12 protein-coding genes are annotated in these 15,305 nt (G+C 69.8%); 2 read left to right on the plus strand and 10 right to left on the minus strand.

Annotated elements, in window-relative coordinates; genetic code table 11:
• The first annotated feature begins 19 nt into the window (after window positions 1–19).
• Complete coding sequence (locus KIK09_RS15935; RefSeq protein ID WP_214319984.1) at window positions 20–1,486, plus strand: LLM class flavin-dependent oxidoreductase; 1,467 nt, start codon at window positions 20–22, stop codon at window positions 1,484–1,486.
• On the opposite strand, the gene KIK09_RS15940 is transcribed toward KIK09_RS15935, so the two are convergent.
• From KIK09_RS15940 to KIK09_RS15950, 3 genes are all read right to left on the minus strand, one after another.
• Window positions 1,483–4,305 carry an AAA family ATPase gene (locus KIK09_RS15940; RefSeq protein WP_214319985.1) on the minus strand — a complete coding sequence of 941 codons (2,823 nt, stop codon included), beginning with the start codon at window positions 4,303–4,305 and terminating at the stop codon, window positions 1,483–1,485. The genes KIK09_RS15935 and KIK09_RS15940 overlap by 4 nt on opposite strands.
• Window positions 4,306–4,315: 10 nt before the next feature.
• Window positions 4,316–4,963, minus strand: coding sequence for a hypothetical protein (locus tag KIK09_RS15945; RefSeq protein WP_214319986.1), 648 nt, complete (start codon window positions 4,961–4,963; stop codon window positions 4,316–4,318).
• Window positions 4,964–5,111: 148 nt separating this feature from the next.
• Window positions 5,112–5,366, minus strand: coding sequence for a hypothetical protein (locus tag KIK09_RS15950; RefSeq protein ID WP_214319987.1), 255 nt, complete (start codon window positions 5,364–5,366; stop codon window positions 5,112–5,114).
• A gap of 104 nt (window positions 5,367–5,470) precedes the next feature.
• Here KIK09_RS15950 and KIK09_RS15955 point away from each other — a divergent pair, with 104 nt between their 5' ends.
• A complete protein-coding gene (locus KIK09_RS15955) occupies window positions 5,471–5,794 on the plus strand; it encodes a carboxymuconolactone decarboxylase family protein (protein WP_250573202.1) in 324 nt (107 codons plus the stop codon).
• Here KIK09_RS15955 and KIK09_RS15960 read toward each other — a convergent pair.
• The 7 genes from KIK09_RS15960 to KIK09_RS15990 form a co-directional block, all read right to left on the minus strand.
• On the minus strand, window positions 5,781–6,236 hold the full coding sequence (locus KIK09_RS15960; protein WP_214319989.1) for a flavodoxin family protein: 456 nt from the start codon (window positions 6,234–6,236) through the stop codon (window positions 5,781–5,783). The genes KIK09_RS15955 and KIK09_RS15960 overlap by 14 nt on opposite strands.
• Window positions 6,237–6,407: 171 nt before the next feature.
• Window positions 6,408–7,847 carry an FGGY-family carbohydrate kinase gene (locus KIK09_RS15965; RefSeq protein WP_214319990.1) on the minus strand — a complete coding sequence of 480 codons (1,440 nt, stop codon included), beginning with the start codon at window positions 7,845–7,847 and terminating at the stop codon, window positions 6,408–6,410.
• The gene (locus tag KIK09_RS15970; RefSeq protein WP_214319991.1) at window positions 7,848–8,822 is read right to left on the minus strand and encodes a substrate-binding domain-containing protein; all 975 of its coding nucleotides are present in this window, start codon (window positions 8,820–8,822) and stop codon (window positions 7,848–7,850) included.
• Complete coding sequence (locus KIK09_RS15975) at window positions 8,819–9,874, minus strand: ABC transporter permease (RefSeq protein WP_214319992.1); 1,056 nt, start codon at window positions 9,872–9,874, stop codon at window positions 8,819–8,821. Before KIK09_RS15975 ends, KIK09_RS15970 begins: the two co-directional genes overlap by 4 nt.
• Window positions 9,871–11,403 (minus strand): sugar ABC transporter ATP-binding protein, encoded by a 1,533-nt coding sequence (locus KIK09_RS15980; RefSeq protein WP_214319993.1) that lies wholly within the window; start codon window positions 11,401–11,403, stop codon window positions 9,871–9,873. Before KIK09_RS15980 ends, KIK09_RS15975 begins: the two co-directional genes overlap by 4 nt.
• A complete protein-coding gene (locus KIK09_RS15985) occupies window positions 11,400–13,802 on the minus strand; it encodes a glycoside hydrolase family 172 protein (RefSeq protein WP_214319994.1) in 2,403 nt (800 codons plus the stop codon). The genes KIK09_RS15980 and KIK09_RS15985 overlap by 4 nt, the downstream gene beginning before the upstream one ends.
• Window positions 13,792–15,207 carry an L-fucose/L-arabinose isomerase family protein gene (locus KIK09_RS15990; protein WP_214319995.1) on the minus strand — a complete coding sequence of 472 codons (1,416 nt, stop codon included), beginning with the start codon at window positions 15,205–15,207 and terminating at the stop codon, window positions 13,792–13,794. The genes KIK09_RS15985 and KIK09_RS15990 overlap by 11 nt, the downstream gene beginning before the upstream one ends.
• Between the last annotated feature and the right edge of the window lie 98 nt (window positions 15,208–15,305).

Raw genomic sequence — 15,305 nt, forward strand, 5'->3', positions numbered from 1 at the left:
TGTCTGCGATCCTGCTGGAATGGACGATCTTTGGTTCGGGGCGTTCCTGACGCCCGAGGCTGCGGCCCGGGAACGGCTGATGCGGCACGTCACGCTGGCCGAGCAGCTCGGGCTCGACCTGGTCGGCATCCAGGACCACCCCTACCAGCCGGCGTTCCTGGACACCTGGACGCTGCTGTCGGCCATCGCGCAGCGCACCGAGCGGATCCGGCTCGTCCCCGATGTGATCAACCTGCCGCTGCGCCCGCCCGCCGTGCTGGCGCGCGCCGCGGCCACGCTGGACATCCTCAGCGGCGGCCGGGTCGAGCTCGGCGTGGGCGCGGGCGCGTTCTGGGACGGGGTCGCCTCGATGGGCGGGCCGCGGCTGTCGCCCGGCGAGGCGGTGAACGCGCTGGCCGAGGCCATCACGGTGCTGCGCGAGCTGTGGACGCCTGGTGACCCCGTGACGTTCCGCGGCACCCACCACCGCCTGGAGGCCGCGCAGCCGGGGCCGTTCCCGCCGCACCGGATCGGGATCTGGGTGGGCGCGCTCAAACGCAGGATGCTGGAGCTGACCGGCAGGATGGCCGACGGCTGGCTGCCCTCCTCGGCCTACAGCCCGCCCGAGGCGGTCGCCCGCCAGGCCAAGGTGATCGACGCCGCCGCGGCCGACCTCGGGCGCGACCCCGCGGAGATCCGCAAGGTCTACAACATCGGCGGCAGCTTCTCCCCGCTGGCCGGCGGCGGGTTCCTGGACGGGCCGCCGAGCCTGTGGGCCGAGCAGCTGACCGAGCTGGTCCTCACGGTCGGCATGAGCGGTTTCGTCCTCGCTCCCGGCCTCGACGCCGAGCGCGATCTGCGGGTCTTCGCCGAGGAGGTGGCCCCCGAGGTACGGCGGGCCGTGGCGGCCGAGCGTGGCACCGCCGCGCCCGCGGGGCCCGAGCGGCCGGCCGTACGGGTGACCGATCTGGACGAGGGCGCGCGGCCGCACGCGCCCAAGCACGACCCGGCCGAGCTCAGCCCGGCGCAGCGGCAGGCCGGGCAGCACCTGGTGGACGTGCACAACGGCTACCGGCAGGAGCTGCGGCAGGTGCGCGACGCGGTCGACCAGGTCGCGGCCGGGGCGCTCGACGGCAGCGCGCTGCGGTCGCTGATCAACCGGCTGACCATGCGGCAGAACTACTGGACGCTGGGCACGTTCTGCGCGACGTTCTGCCGGCTGGTGACCGTGCACCACACGATCGAGGACGAGGCGATGTTCCCCGCGCTGCTCCAGCGCGACGGCGAGCTGGCGCCGGTGATCAAGAAGCTGGAGCAGGAGCACGAGGTCATCGCCGAGCTGCTGACCCGCCTGGACGAGGCCTGCGTCGACCTGATCCGCGACCCCGCCCACCTCGACCGGGTCCGCGCCCAGGTCGACCGGCTCTCGGAGACCCTGTCCTCGCACTTCGCCTACGAGGAGGAGGAACTCGTCGAGCCGATCAGCCGGTTGGACGTCGAGATCTAGGCCCTCGGGTCCTTCCCGTTGCCGTCGTAACCGAGCAGGCGCATCGCCGTGTCCGGGTCCATCGCCGCAGCCAGCAACTGGGCGCGGGCGTGGGCCTGGTCGCGTTCGTGTTCCGCCTTGACCTGCGCGGCCCTGACCCCCTTGACGGCCACGATCGCGAGCCCGGTGCCCACGACCACCGCGACCACGATCACGAACAGCACCAGCAGCCAGCCGGGCGAGGCCACGTTCGGCACCGTGGCGATGCCGGACACGAACAGCCCGGCCACCGCGGCCAGCGCGACCAGGCCGAGCAGGCTGCCCAGCACCACCCAGACGCCGCGCCCCTTCTTCCTCTCCTGCGCGACCGCCTGCGGCGGCGGCGGCAGCTGCACGGACAGCGGCTCCGGCGCCCACGGGACGAACTCCGGCTTGCCGCCGCTGCCGTTGCCGTTGCTCACCACGGCGGGCACGCTGGGCTCCGGCTCGGCGATCTCCGCCTCGACGATCTCCGGCTCGATCACCACGCCGGGCAGATCGCGCTCGACCCGGCTGTGCTCGTTGTGCGCGCGCACCGCCTCGGTGTGATAGTCCTCCAGCTCCTGGTAGAACTCCTCGGAGGCGTAGACCGTGCCGTCGATCATGGGCCCCTGGGTCTGCTCGATGATCGCCACGACGTCGTCGCCGTTCAGCGTCTTGTGCGTCTCCAGGGCGTGCGCCACGCACAGCACGTCCCTGCGGTACTCCTCGAGCAGCTTGCCGGTCTTCTCCAGCAGCCGCACCAGGTTGAACTCGATGCGCTCGCCCAGCACGTGCGGCGTCAGGCCGGCGCGCGGCTTGTCCTTGCCCTGCTCCTCGCCCGGCTTGGGCAGCGACTTGCCGCCCATGATCTCCAGCTCCTGCAGCGCGGGCAGCGAGGTGACGCCCGAGCCCATGCCCCAGTAGGCCTCCATCAGGGCCGTCAGGTAGGTGGCCGAGTGCAGGTCGCCGGAGACGCCCGAGGAGTTGTCGTCGCCGAAGAACATCCGCTCCCCCGCCAGCGAGGCGAGCGAGACCATGATGTCGGCCTCGTGCTCCGACTTCCACATGGTGAACTGGTCCTCGGGCTTGATCGAGGCGACCATGCCCAGGTAGTCGGCGCCCTTCTCGATCGTGGCGATGTCGATCTCCAGGTGGAAGCGGGTCCGGTAGGCCACCACGGCGTGGCAGGCCTCGTGGACGGCCACCGCGTGCCGTTCCCGCTCGATGTACTCCACGTCCTCCGACGGGCCCAGCTGCTTGAGCCGCTTGGCCCGCAGCACGTCGGACCAGGTGATGACCTCGCGCCCGTCGCGGATCGCGGTGATCAGCGACTCGTTGACCAGGTCCTTGATCGTGGCGCCCGTGGCGTAGGGGGTGATCGTGGCCAGGCGGTCGAGCTGATCCAGGGTCAGCTCGTGCTCGACCTTGTCGAAGTAGCCCTGGTAGGTGCGCATCCGGCCGGCCTTGGACGGGTAGCCGACCTTGTAGATGCGGTCGATGCGGCCCGGCCGCAGCAGCGCCTCGTCCAGCGCGTCGGGCCGGTTGGTGGCCATCATGACGAGGATGCGGTACTTGGGCGGTGGCTTGGGCCGCATGCCGAGCAGCCTGCGCACCAGCCGGTTGAAGAACCCGCGCGGCTTCTTCAACCCGGACAGCTCGGTCAGCAGCGCCTGCAGCGTGCCGGGGTCGCCGCTGCCGTTCATCCCGCCGCCCATGAAGAACCGGTTGGAGGCGGGTTCCTCGACCGGTGGTCGCGCCTTGTAGGCGATCAGGGATCGGGTCTCCTCCGTCAGGTAGCTCATCCCGTGGCAGCCGGAGAAGCCGCCGCCCTGCCCGGGCGGGCCCTGCTGGGCCAGGCGGCCGCGCTTGCCGAGCGAGTCGGCCTCGTCGAAGAAGACGATCACGCCGCCGTAGCGCAGCGCCAGCTTGCGCAGCTTCCTGAACAGCGCCTTCACCTTCATGATGCCGACGCCCATGAACATGTTCGTGAACGCGCCAGGGTCGACGAACACGTACGGCTTGCCGGTCTCACCGGCCACGGCCTCGGCCATCAGCGTCTTGCCCGTGCCGGGCGGTCCCCACAGCAGCAGGCCGCTGGGGACGTAGCCGCCGCGCTGCTCGATCTCGCCCGGCCGCTCCAGGAAGACGATGTTCTCCCTGACGCGCTCGACCACGTGGTCCTGTCCCCACACGTCGGCGAAGCGGGTCTTGATGTCGTCGGGGAAGTACGTCTCCACGCCGCCCCTGGACAGGAACCAGAACAGGCCGACGAACTGGATGATGACCACGAAGAACAGGAAGACGATCTGCACCAGGAACGGCAGCGCCTGGACGACCAGCGAGGGCACCGTGAACAGCGCCACGAACGGGTTGTCCCCGCTGACCGCGCCCAGCACCAGCGCCAGCAGCGTGACGAAGAACAGTACCTTCACGGCCCGCGAGATGCGGTATCTGGTCCAGTCGTCGAACCTGCGGTGCGTCCAGCGCTCGAACCCGCCGAAGACCTTCTGGCTCCAGAACCGGTGGTAGCCGGACCAGCGCTCGCTGATGAAGAAGTGCAACTGCCGTACGAGTTCCGCGCCGAGCAGCCAGAAGATCCACGGGTAGGCACGCGCGATGGCCTGCATGGCCTCGGGGAAGCCGACGACCCCCGCGAAGTCGGCCATCACCTTCCAGGTCAGCACGAAGAAGGCCAGCACGATCGCCAGCAGGAACTTGCTGCGATCCCAGAGCTGCATCTTCTTCCTGGTGACGGCATCGGGATCAGAGGGCCCGCTGCCGGGGGCTCGCAGCCCCTCGTGGTGAACGTTGGTGGTCAAAGGTGCCCCCTCATCCGGGCAGCCGGAGCAGCTTGAAGGATTCGATGATTTTTTCGAACTCCCCGCCCCGTGCCTGGAAGCACTGCGACTGGCAGCGGAAGAGCAGGATCGAGACGGTGGCGCCCTTCTCGTCGAGGATGGCCGTCTGGTCGAAGGTCTGGACCTGACCGCCGATCTCGTAGTTGAAGCGCGTCCGCACTCCCCGGGCGCCCTTGTCGAGCTGGATCACCTTGTCGCCGAGGGACTCGAAATTCGTGAACAGCGGCTGGCGCCCGGTCCCGGTGAACTGGCTCAGGTACATCGAGCGCGTCTGCTCCGTCACCGGCAGGATGAAGTCGCGCATCTGGTTGAGGGACATGGAGTCGCGCTCCTCGTCCGTCAGCTTGTGCACGGCCGCGTAGACGAACGCGTCGTTGGAGCCGAACAGGTGCAGCACCTGCGGCTGCGTCGACTGGTCGAACGCCGTCGACCAGACCCGCTGTTTACGCTCCGCCGCCGCCGCGGATCCGGGGTTGTTGCCGCTCAGCAGGGCTTCCAGCGGATCGGCGTCCAGCTGGGTGTAGGAGGAGGGGACCTTGAAGTACGTGGTCCCGCCGTTGTCCTTGACATAGGTGTAGTTGGGCTGCCCGCATGCGGACAGCGCAAAGAATGCCGCCAAGACGGCAGCACAAGCCCGTGTCTTTATCACCAGGGCTTACCTCCGCGATACGGACCAATGCAGTTGTTGTGCCCGCTTTCAGGCAGAATGAGCCCGATGCCGGGTGATAAATCTTGACCAAATCTTGGCCATTCATTGGCCTTAGTTGTTACAGATCAGCTTTGCCGGGGGCTTTACCGGAATCTGCAAGGTCGCGCCGAAGCTGGTCGGGCTGGGGCCCGCCGTTGATCAGCACCGCGAAGAGCGCGCCTTCGGCCACGTAGGCGTTGCGGATGTAGACGCCGTGCAGATCGGCGTTGCCGCCCTCGTTGCGGGGGATCGCCGCGCCGGGAGCCTCACCGCGGTCCGCCCCGCACGCGGTCACGAGGAGCAGTGCCGCCAAGGTGATCGCGAACGCGCGCATACCCACACGTTCGCCCTCGTACAACGTTCGTGCAACCCCCCATTGGTTCAGCTCGAGAAGTAGCGAAGGATATGGGGGATGCCCGCTTGTACTGGGAGCGCCCGATGACGAAACCCGCAATGGAGATCATGAACAGCTGGGACGACTCCTTCGGCATGAAGGCGGAACGACTCTTCGCCGAGGTGTGGGCGCGCGACATCCTGTCCGTGAGGGATCGCCGCCTGCTCCTGATCGCGCTCCTGGTCGGCCTCGGCGGCCTGGACCAGCAGGTGGAGGTCCAGCTCGACGCCGCGTTGCGCGCGGGCGAGCTGAGCGCCGACGAATTACGCGAGGTCGTCGCCTTCCTGACCCACTACGCCGGGTGGGCACGGGGGTCCCACCTCGGCTCCCAGGTCGAGGACCTGATCGAACGCCTCAACCAGGACTGATCGTCGCCGCCAGCGTGGCGCCCAGCTCCCAGCACGCCTCCAGATCGGCCTTGGTGGGCGCGCCCACGATCATGACGGGCGCGCTCACGCGTTCCCAGCCGAGCCCGCCCGCGATCGACTCCACCGCCCGCACCGCTCCCCCGACGTCGTTGTTGCCGTGCACGTAGAGCCCGTACGGCAGGCGCCGGGTCTCCTCCAGGCACGGGTAGTAGACGGTGTCGAAGAAGTGCTTGAGCGCGCCCGACATGTAGCCGATGTTGGCCGGGGTCCCGAGGATCAGCCCGTCGGCGGCCAGCACGTCGGGCACGGTGGCGCCGAGCGCCGCCCTGGTGACGACCTCGACGCCCTCGATCTCGTCACACTGGGCGCCGCTGCGGACCCGCTCGAACAACTCATGCGTGGTCGGCGACGCGGTGTGATGAACGATCAGCAACCGATTCACGCGTCCACGCTATACAGACGATTCTGTACGGCAGGCCACCCCACCGGCCGCCCGCCGTCGTGTGCTGACGACCCGCGCCCGGCGCTTCCTGCGAGTCGGTGCCGCTTGCCCGCCGTCACGGCGCATGTGAAGCACCTGGACGGGTTTCCACGGCGGGGTGCCGCCAGAGAGCTATGGCAAGCGGGACAGGGCGTGGGCGATGGGCAGGGTGGCGGGGTAGAGGTCGCGGTAGAGGGTGTAGAGGTGGTCGTAGGATGCCCTGGCCTCGGGGTTCGGGGTGATGGTGGCGGCCGGGGGGTTCCACGCGGCGCTGTCGGCGCCGGCCACGAGCATGGCGTCGCCGTACGCCGCCCCGAGGGTGTGGGTCGGGAGCACCTGCGGTGCGTCCAGGACGTCGGAGACGATCTGGGGCCAGAGCGAGCCCGCCGTCCCGCCGCCGACGGCGACCAGCCGCTTGGCCGTGGCGCCCGCCGCGCGCATCTCCTCCAGGTTGTGGCGGACTCCGAACGCGGTGGCCTCCAGGGCCGCGCGGTAGAGGTGGCCGCGGCCGTGGCGCAGGGTGAGGCCGATGACCGTGCCGCGGGCGTCGGGGTCGAAGACCGGGGTCCGCTCGCCGGCGAAGTACGGGAGCATGAGCAGGCCCTCGGCGCCGATGCCCGCCTGCGCCGCCTCCTGGGTGAGCCGCTCGTAGGAGGCGCCGGTCAGGTCGCGCAGCCACGCCGTGATGGCGCCCGAGGTGGCCATGCCGGCGGCCAGGTTGTGTGAGCCGGGCGTGATGCCCGCCGTGCCCCAGAACGACGGTGAGGTGACACGCGAGGCCAGGATCTCGACGATGAACATGGTGGTGCCGTACATGAGCATGACGTCGCCTGGCTCGCGCACGCCGACGCTGGCCGCCTCCGCCCAGGCGTCGATCGTCCCGGCGATCACCGGCACGCCCTCGGGCAGGCCGAACTCCGCGGCCGCCGCGGCCGTGACCGTGCCCACGACCTCGCCGCTCCAGGCGAGCTCGGGAAGCCGGAGCCCGGGCGCGATCTCCTCGGCCCACTCGGGGATCCACGAGAAGGTGCGCGTGTCGTAGAGCGGCGCGCACTGGCTGGCGGAGTGGTGGTCGAGGACGTAGGCGCCGGTCAGCCGGTTGGCCAGCCACGAGTGCGCCATGAACAGGCGCCTGGTGGCGCTCCACACCTCGGGCTCGTGGGCGCGCAGCCACTCCAGCTTCGGGCCCACGGCCTGCGAGGTCAGGGGCGACCCGCAGCGCTCCAGGATCTCGGCCGCGCCGTACCGGGAGGTCTGGGCGGCGATCTCCGCGGTGGCGCGGGTGTCCACGCCGTACAGGATCGCGGGCCGCAGCGGCGTGCCGTCCTGCGTGGCCGGGAGGACGCACGGCCCGATCCCGCTGAGCCCGATGCCGGAGATCTCAGGACGTGAGAGCTCGCGGCAGATGGCCGAGAAGTCCTCCAGCCACACCGCGCGAGCGTCGTGCTCGAACCAGCCGGGACGGGGCGTGGCCGTGCGGTGCTCGCGCACCGCGGTGGCCACGACCCGCCCGTCCGGGCTGACCAGGACGCCCTTGGAGCTGGAGGTCCCGATGTCGACGCCGAGATACATCTAGTTGGCCCCCGAGAGGTCGTACTGCTTGTAGAGCTGGGCGGCGTTGTCCTTCGACACCTGGGTGGTGCCGAGGACCTGCTTCTTCTCGACCTGCTGCCCGTGCAGGATCTTGTTCACCGTATCGGCCGCCTCCTGCGCGCCGGTCGGATAGATGAACGTGGCGGCGAGCTGTCCGAGCTGGACGGCCCGGATGCCGCCGTCGGGGATGGCCAGGCCGTCGATGCCGATGAACTTGATCTTGTCGGCCCGCCCGGCGGCCTGGGCGGCCAGGTAGGCGCCGAGCGCCATCGGGTCGTTGTGCCCGTAGACCAGGTCGATCTGCTGGTTCTGGGCCAGCCACTGCTGCATGATCGGCGTGGCCGCCTCCTTGAGCCACTTCGCCTCGCGATCAGCGACGATCTTGATCTTGGGGTTGGCCGCGATGGCCTCGCGGAAGCCCTTGTCGCGGTCGATCTGCGGCTGGTTGGACAGGATCCCGCGCAGCTCGACCACGTTGCCGCCGTTGGGCAGCAGCCTGACCGCCTCCTCGCCGGCCTTCCTGCCGATCAGCACGTTGTCGCCGCCGATGAAGGAGGTGTAGCACTCGGTGTTGACCGTGCGGTCCAGGATGATCACGGGGATCTTGGCGTCGCAGGCCTGCTGCACGGCGGCGGTCAGCGGCGCCGGCTCGGTGGGCGAGACGATGAGCGCGTCGACCTTCTGGGTGATGAAGTTCTGCACCTGCGAGACCTGGGTGGCGCTGCTCTGCTTGGCGTCGGCGATCGGCAGCAGCTCGATGTCCGGATATTTCTTGAGGAAGTGCTGCAGCTGCAGGTTCAGCTGCGCACGGTACGGCTCGGCGTTGTTGGACTGCGAGTACCCGACCACGAACTTCGTCTTGGCCCCGCTCGGCCCGGAGGTGGCCGTGGGCGCCTTGGACGCGCACCCGGCTGCCAGCGCCACGGCGAGTATCGCGACTGCGAGAGCTTTCATGATTGCTTCCCTCCTCGGAGGAACCTGAACAGATCGGGGCGCTGCAGAACGACCGCCACGACGACGATCAGCCCCTTGATGACGAGCTGCCAGTTGTCGCTGACCGCGTTGAGCCCGAGCACGTTGTCGAGCAGGGTCAGGATGAGGGCGCCGACGAACGTGCCGGCGATCGCGCCGCGCCCGCCCGCCAGCGACGCGCCGCCGATGACGGCCGCCGCGATGGCGTCCAGCTCGAACGACTGCCCGGCGAGCGGGTCGGCGGAGGCGCTGTAGGCGGCGTCGATGGGACCGGCGAACCCGGCCAGCATGCCGCTGAGTGTGAAGACCGCGATGGTGACCGCGGTGACGTTGACGCCGGACAGCCTGGCCGCGGTGGGGTTGCCGCCCACGGCGTAGACGTGCCGGCCGAAGCGTGTCTTCGAAAGGATCAGGTGGAAGACGACGCAGACGACGATGAAGGCGAGCACCGGGTAGTAGATCCGGTCGAACAGGTTGTGCCCCGGCGTGCCGAACAGCTGGAACGCCTCGGCCTGCGGGGTGAGCCTGCCGTCGGGCCCGGCGATCTGGGTGCCGACGCTGACGTTGTCGCTGATCTGCCGGTCGAGCCCGCGCACCACCGACAGCATCGCCAGCGTCATCACGAACGACTGGATGCGCAGCCAGGCAGTGCCGGCCCCGTTCAGGAAGCCGAAGAAGGCACCCACCAGCATGCAGAGCGGCACGATCTGCCACGGCTCGAGCGCGAACTTCGCCAGCAGCATGGCCGAGGTCATCGACGCGATGCCGAGCAGCGAACCGACCGACAGGTCGATGCCGCCGGTGAGGATCACCAGCGTGACGCCCACCGCCAGGATGCCGCGGGAGGCGAACGCGCCGACGGCGTTGGTGAGGTTCGTCTCGTTGAGGAACATCTCGCCCTTGGTGGCGACGCCCACGGCCAGCACGAGCACCAGCCCGATGTAGGCCTGGGCGGCGCCGAGCGCGGACAGCGTCCGCCGCATCCTGCTCTCCGACGGCGCCTTCGCGGGCGGCGGCGCGGTCCTCACTGTCATGTTCCGGACTCCGTTGCGATCACTTGCTGCCGGGCCATGGCGGCCTCGAGGATGGCCTCCTGGGAGGCGCTGCCGCGGGCGAAGGCGGCGGTGATGCGGCCCTCGCAGAGGACCAGGATCCTGTCGCACATGGCCAGCAGCTCGGGCAGTTCCGACGAGGCCACCAGCACGCCCTTGCCCGAGGCCGCGAGCGACGACATGAGCGCGTGGATCTCCGCCTTCGCGCCGACGTCGATGCCGCGGGTGGGCTCGTCCATGAGGATCAGGTCCGGCGAGGTCAGCAGCCACTTGGCCAGCACGACCTTCTGCTGGTTGCCGCCCGACAGGTTCCCGACCGTGAAGCGCAGCCCCGGCGTCTTCACCCGCAGCTCCTCGACCTGCTCGGCCACGGCGGCGTTCTCGCGCCCGCGGTCGACGGTCCCCAGCCGCAGGAAGCGCCCGAGCGAGGACAGGCTGGCGTTGAAGGCCACGGTGTTGCCGAGCACCAGGCTCTGCGCCTTCCTGTCCTCCGCGACCAGCGCCACGCCGCGCCTGATCGCCCGCTGCGGGCTCCTCGGCCTGTACGGCACGCCGCCCAGCGAGACCGTGCCCGCCGCGGGGCGGTGGACGCCGAACAGCGTCTCGAGCAGTTCGCTCCGCCCGGCACCCATCAGCCCCGCCACGCCGACGATCTCGCCCCGCCGTACCGTGAGCGAGATGTCGCGCAGCGCCGTGCGGCCGGTGGCCGCGTCGCCGGGGACGGACAGGCCGTCGACCTCGAGCAGCACCTCGCCCGACGAGCCGCCGCCGGCGCGCGGGAACATCTCGCCGAGCGGGCGGCCGACCATCATCTGGATCAGTACGTCGCGGGTGGCGTCCCGCATGACGCGCTCGCCGATGTAGGCGCCGTCGCGCAGGACCACGACGCGGTCGGCGATCTCCTCCAGCTCCTCCAGCCGGTGGGAGATGTAGACCACCGCGACGCCGCGGCCGGTGAGGTCGCGGATCACCTGGTGCAGCCGATGCACCTCGGCGTCGGCGAGCGCCGAGGTGGGCTCGTCCATGACCAGCACCCGGACGTTGAGCGACAGGGCCTTGGCCACCTCGATGAGCTGCCGTTCGGCGATCTTGCACTGCTTGATCAGCCTGCGCGGCGCCAGGTCGAGCCCGAGGCCGCGCAGCAGCTCGGCGGCCGTCCTGTCGGCCGTGCGGCGGTCGAGGAGGAGCCTTTCCTGGCCGAGGAAGATGTTGTCGGCGATGGACAGCTCGGGCACCAGGTTCAGCTCCTGGTGGATCATCGCGATCCCGTGCCGCTGGGCGTCCCTGGGCGAGTGGATGCTGACGACCTCGCCGCCGACCTCGATCTCGCCCTCGTAGTCCTTGAACACCCCCGCCAGGATGTTCATCAACGTGGACTTCCCCGCCCCGTTCTCCCCGAGCAGGGCCACGACCTCGCCCTCCCCCACGGAGAGCGAGACCCCGTCGAGCGCCCGGACGCCGGGGAACGACTTCCCGATCCCCCGCATCCTCAGCACAGGGGTGGGGGTCACTGGAGGCTCCAGGCCGTGTAGGCGGCGGCTGACCAGGGGGTCGCGGGAGTCAGGGTCACGGTGATGGACGGCGTGCCGTGGGTGACGGACGACGGGATCTGATAGACGTCATCGAGCCATCGCCGGGTGGTGTTCGACAGTGGCTGGACCCAGTCCGTGAGGCGGTGGCCGTTGACCGTCACCTGGGCCTGCTGCCAGCCCTGGTTCTGGTCGGACGTACGGCGCAGCCGCACGCCCCGGTTGGCGGGGTCGACCTTGAGCGTGAAGGAGATCGGCTGGTCCGTGGTGCGCTGGGATGCCTGGAGCGCCGGAGGGTTCTTCCACTCGCCCTCGAAGGACGAGTCGAGCGTGGTGACCTCTCCTCCGCCCGTGTAGTGGTGTGCCTGCTCGCTGGCCTGGTCGCCGACGAGGAGGGTGTCGGTCGGGCGCCCCGACGGGGTGGGCGTGCCGTACCAGAAGGCCGTGGAGGAGTAGACGGAGTCGATGTTGTCGATCCAGCCGTGCTCGATGGTGAAGTCGAGCGAGCGGGCGAAGGGGACGGCGTCGGCGAGCATCAGGCGGTAGGCGCCGGTGCAGTCGTTGTCGGTGGCGCAGCCGGTGAACGGGGTGAGGTGCGCCGGGTTGCCGTGCCAGGGGGTGGCGAAGGTCTCGCGGTTGAAGTACCAGCCCGCCTGGTAGAAGTCCTCGGTGCCGGTGCCGTGGATCTGCGGGGTGCGGGAGCCGTCGACGCGGACGCGCTCGTCGCCCTCCAGGAAGTTGCGGTTCGTGGGTCCGCGCATGGTGTGGCTGACGCCGACGAACTTGCCTGTGCCGGTGACCTGCAGGAACGGCCAGCTCTTGGCGGGGGTGGTCGGACCGCTGCGGGACTGGGTCCGGAAATATCCGAGGTTGGTGCCTGCGACAACCGGGCGCGACGCCGACGTCACCCATGCCGTACCGGTCGTGATCGCCGTGCCGGAGCCGTTGTAGAGCTCCACGGTCGCGCCCGCCCGGTACGGCATGGGCCACCAGGCGGTCATCGTGCTGGTGTCGGCGTCGATGGTGGACATGAGGGACTTGACGGTGTTCATCGCGTGGCCCGAGCCGAAGAACTCGCCCAGCGGCGAGTCGACCGTGCGCTGCCCGTCGAAGGTGACGCGCAGCCGCAGGCCCTGAAGCAGCGCCTGGGCAGCCTTGATCTTGGCGGTCCGCGCGTCGTCGAGCGGGTAGCTGAACGTCCGGGTGCCCTGCCAGGTCTGGCCCGCGATGGCGTAGGCGTGCGCGGCCTCGTCGGCGGCGTCGCCCACGTTCACGGTGTCCGTGCGCCTGCCCGCGCTGTCGGCCCAGTAGGTGAACTCGTTGTAGTCGTAGTCGGAGCTGACGAACACGTTCTTGATCGTGAGCTGCGACTTGCCCTTGGTCAGCGCGGCGGGCAGGTCCACCGACTCCTCGGCCCACAGCCCGTAGGGCAGCTTCCTGCTCGGCCCCCACTGCCCGGCCTCCTGGCCGTCGACCAGCACCTTGGCCACCTGGTTGCCGATGGCGGGGTCGAGGCGGCGGGTCAGGCGGACGCCGTCGTTGGCCGGGTCCACCTTGACGGTGAACTGGCTGGAGCCGTCCCGGCCGAACGCGCGCCCGTCGTCGGTGTCGGTCCGGGCCTGGACGTGCTCGGCCTGCGGCAGCCGTACCTTGAGGGCGGAGATCAGGCCGGATCCCGTGGTGCGGGCCAGCCGTACCGTCTGGCCAGGGTCGACGCGTAGCGCGGTCTGCTGCGTGCGGCCGCCGGCCACGACGGGGCCGGGGTTCTCGAGGCGGTCGAGCACGTCCTGCGCCTTGTCGGCCGGGTCGAACGTGGTGACGCCCTGCGCGTCGGCGAACGTGCGGTAGGTGACGTGGTAGAAGAGCGGGTTGTTCTGCGTGGTGATCCGCATCGAGCGGGTGAACGGCATCGGCACCTCGACGTAGACGCCGCCGGAGCTCTGGTCGGCGTTGCCCACCAGGGGCGCCGCGAACGGCGCGCCGAGCTTGCCGTCCACGAGGTCCTGGAGCGGGGCGTCGACGACCTTCCTGCCGTCCAGCTCGATCGTGATCTTGCCGGTGCGGCGGACGTCGCCCTCGTCCCTGGTGAACCAGATCGCGTCGACCTCGCCGGGGCCCGCGTGCTCGGCGATGACGCATCCGGTCTGGTCGGTGCGCAGGCAGGAGTAGGTGCCGTTGAAGCCGTCGTTGTTCTCGCCCGTGCGGTCGAAGCTGGAGTACTGCTTGGTCTCCACGTTGACCGGGATCTCGGGCAGCCGCTCCAGGTGCCGGTAGACGTCCCAGCCGACCGACCCCTTGTCCTGGGCGGGCAGTGACAGGTCCGGTGAGGGTACGGCGAGCGTCCCGGCCAGCAGGACGACCGCCGCGAGACTAGGCAGCATCCCCGAACCCCTCGAAATCGACGTCAAGCTGCTTGCACACGGCGGCCAGCTCGGCCACGTAGTCGCCCGGCACCGCGTGGATGTGGTTGGAGCCGAACCGCTCGAGGAACTCCGTGGCGGGCACGTGCAGCCGGGTGAAGGCGTGCGGCCACTCGAAGGTGGACTGGCGGGCCATGCGCTCGTTCGTCTCGTCGTCGTACAGCTCGAACTCGCCGCGCATCACGTGCATGCGGTAGCGGCCGTCCCTGCGCGTGAGCCGGGCGAACGTGGCCGATCCCGGCGCGGCCAGGTGGTGGACGCTGGCGCCGCCGGCGGGGAAGAAGAAGACCTCGGGGTAGAAGTGGGTCCTGGCCAGGTTCTCCAGCGGGTCGTCGGAGCGGGCCGCGTACCAGGTGGCGTGCTGGCCGGAGTTGCACAGGTCCCACACGTCCTTGTCGGCGTGGTAGTGCCGCACGTCGGCGAACAGCACCGGGTCGCCGCTGATCAGCTTGAGGATCTGCATGCTCAGCGCGCCGTCCATGTCGGCCTCGGTGGCGCAGACGTGGGTCGGCTTCGGGCCTTCCCAGTCGTAGGGGTCGTTGAGGAAGGCCTCGGCGATGTCCATCGTGCAGAAGTGGGTGGTCAGTTCCGGCTGCCCCTTGATGCCGGAGAAGTCGAGGTTCCACTCCTCGATGAGCTCGCGCATCGCGTAGTAGGTACGGATCTGGCGTTCCAGCAGGTCGGGGGTGAGCTGCTTGCCGTCGTAGTGCACGTTGCCGTGGCGCTCCAGCCACTGCCTCGCCTCGGCGACCCGGGATTGCGCGGCGTTCTCGCTGCGCCGTACGACCTCCCACTGGTCGATCTCCTCGACGTCCACGCCGAAGGTGCGCATCCACTGGTCGGTGTTGGCGACGGCGGTGTACATGCCCATCGGGCGGCCGCCGATCCGGCCGAACGTCGAGCCGCGCAGCCCGCTCACCGCGTGCGCCGCCCTGACGTGGGTGAGCACGCGCTCCCTGACCACGGGGTCGGAGATGTCGCCCCAGGCCCTGGCGTGGGTGCGGCCGATCTGGTCGAGGCCGCCACCGCCCGCGAGCATGCCGACCATGCCGGGCTGCACCGGGTCGATGTTGGCCATGAGCAGCAGCGGACCGCTGGTCGCCTCGGCGGCCAGCATCGTGAAGTGCGGGAACGCCCAGACCGCGTAGTTGAAGATCGTCAGGTCGGGGCGCTGGTCGGCCAGCCAGCGGGCCTGGCCGGTGGCCAGCTCGTTGGTCCAGACGATCTCCGGGGCCACGATCACGTCGTGGCCCTCCTTGCGCAACGCCTCCGCCAGGCCGTTCGTCGCGGTGTTGATGTGGTCGACGAGATCGCGCGCGACGTAGTCGCGCCCGTCCGACATGCTCAGCAGTCCGATGCGTGCCACCCGGCACCTCCGCGAGAAATCGTTTGCTAGAAATCGATTTCCCGCTAAGCTAGATCCGGCCTCGAGGGGTGTCAATGGACCCTCGGATCACAGAATCG

The organism is Nonomuraea sediminis, from assembly GCF_018531495.1.
Classification (GTDB): domain Bacteria; phylum Actinomycetota; class Actinomycetes; order Streptosporangiales; family Streptosporangiaceae; genus Nonomuraea; species Nonomuraea sediminis.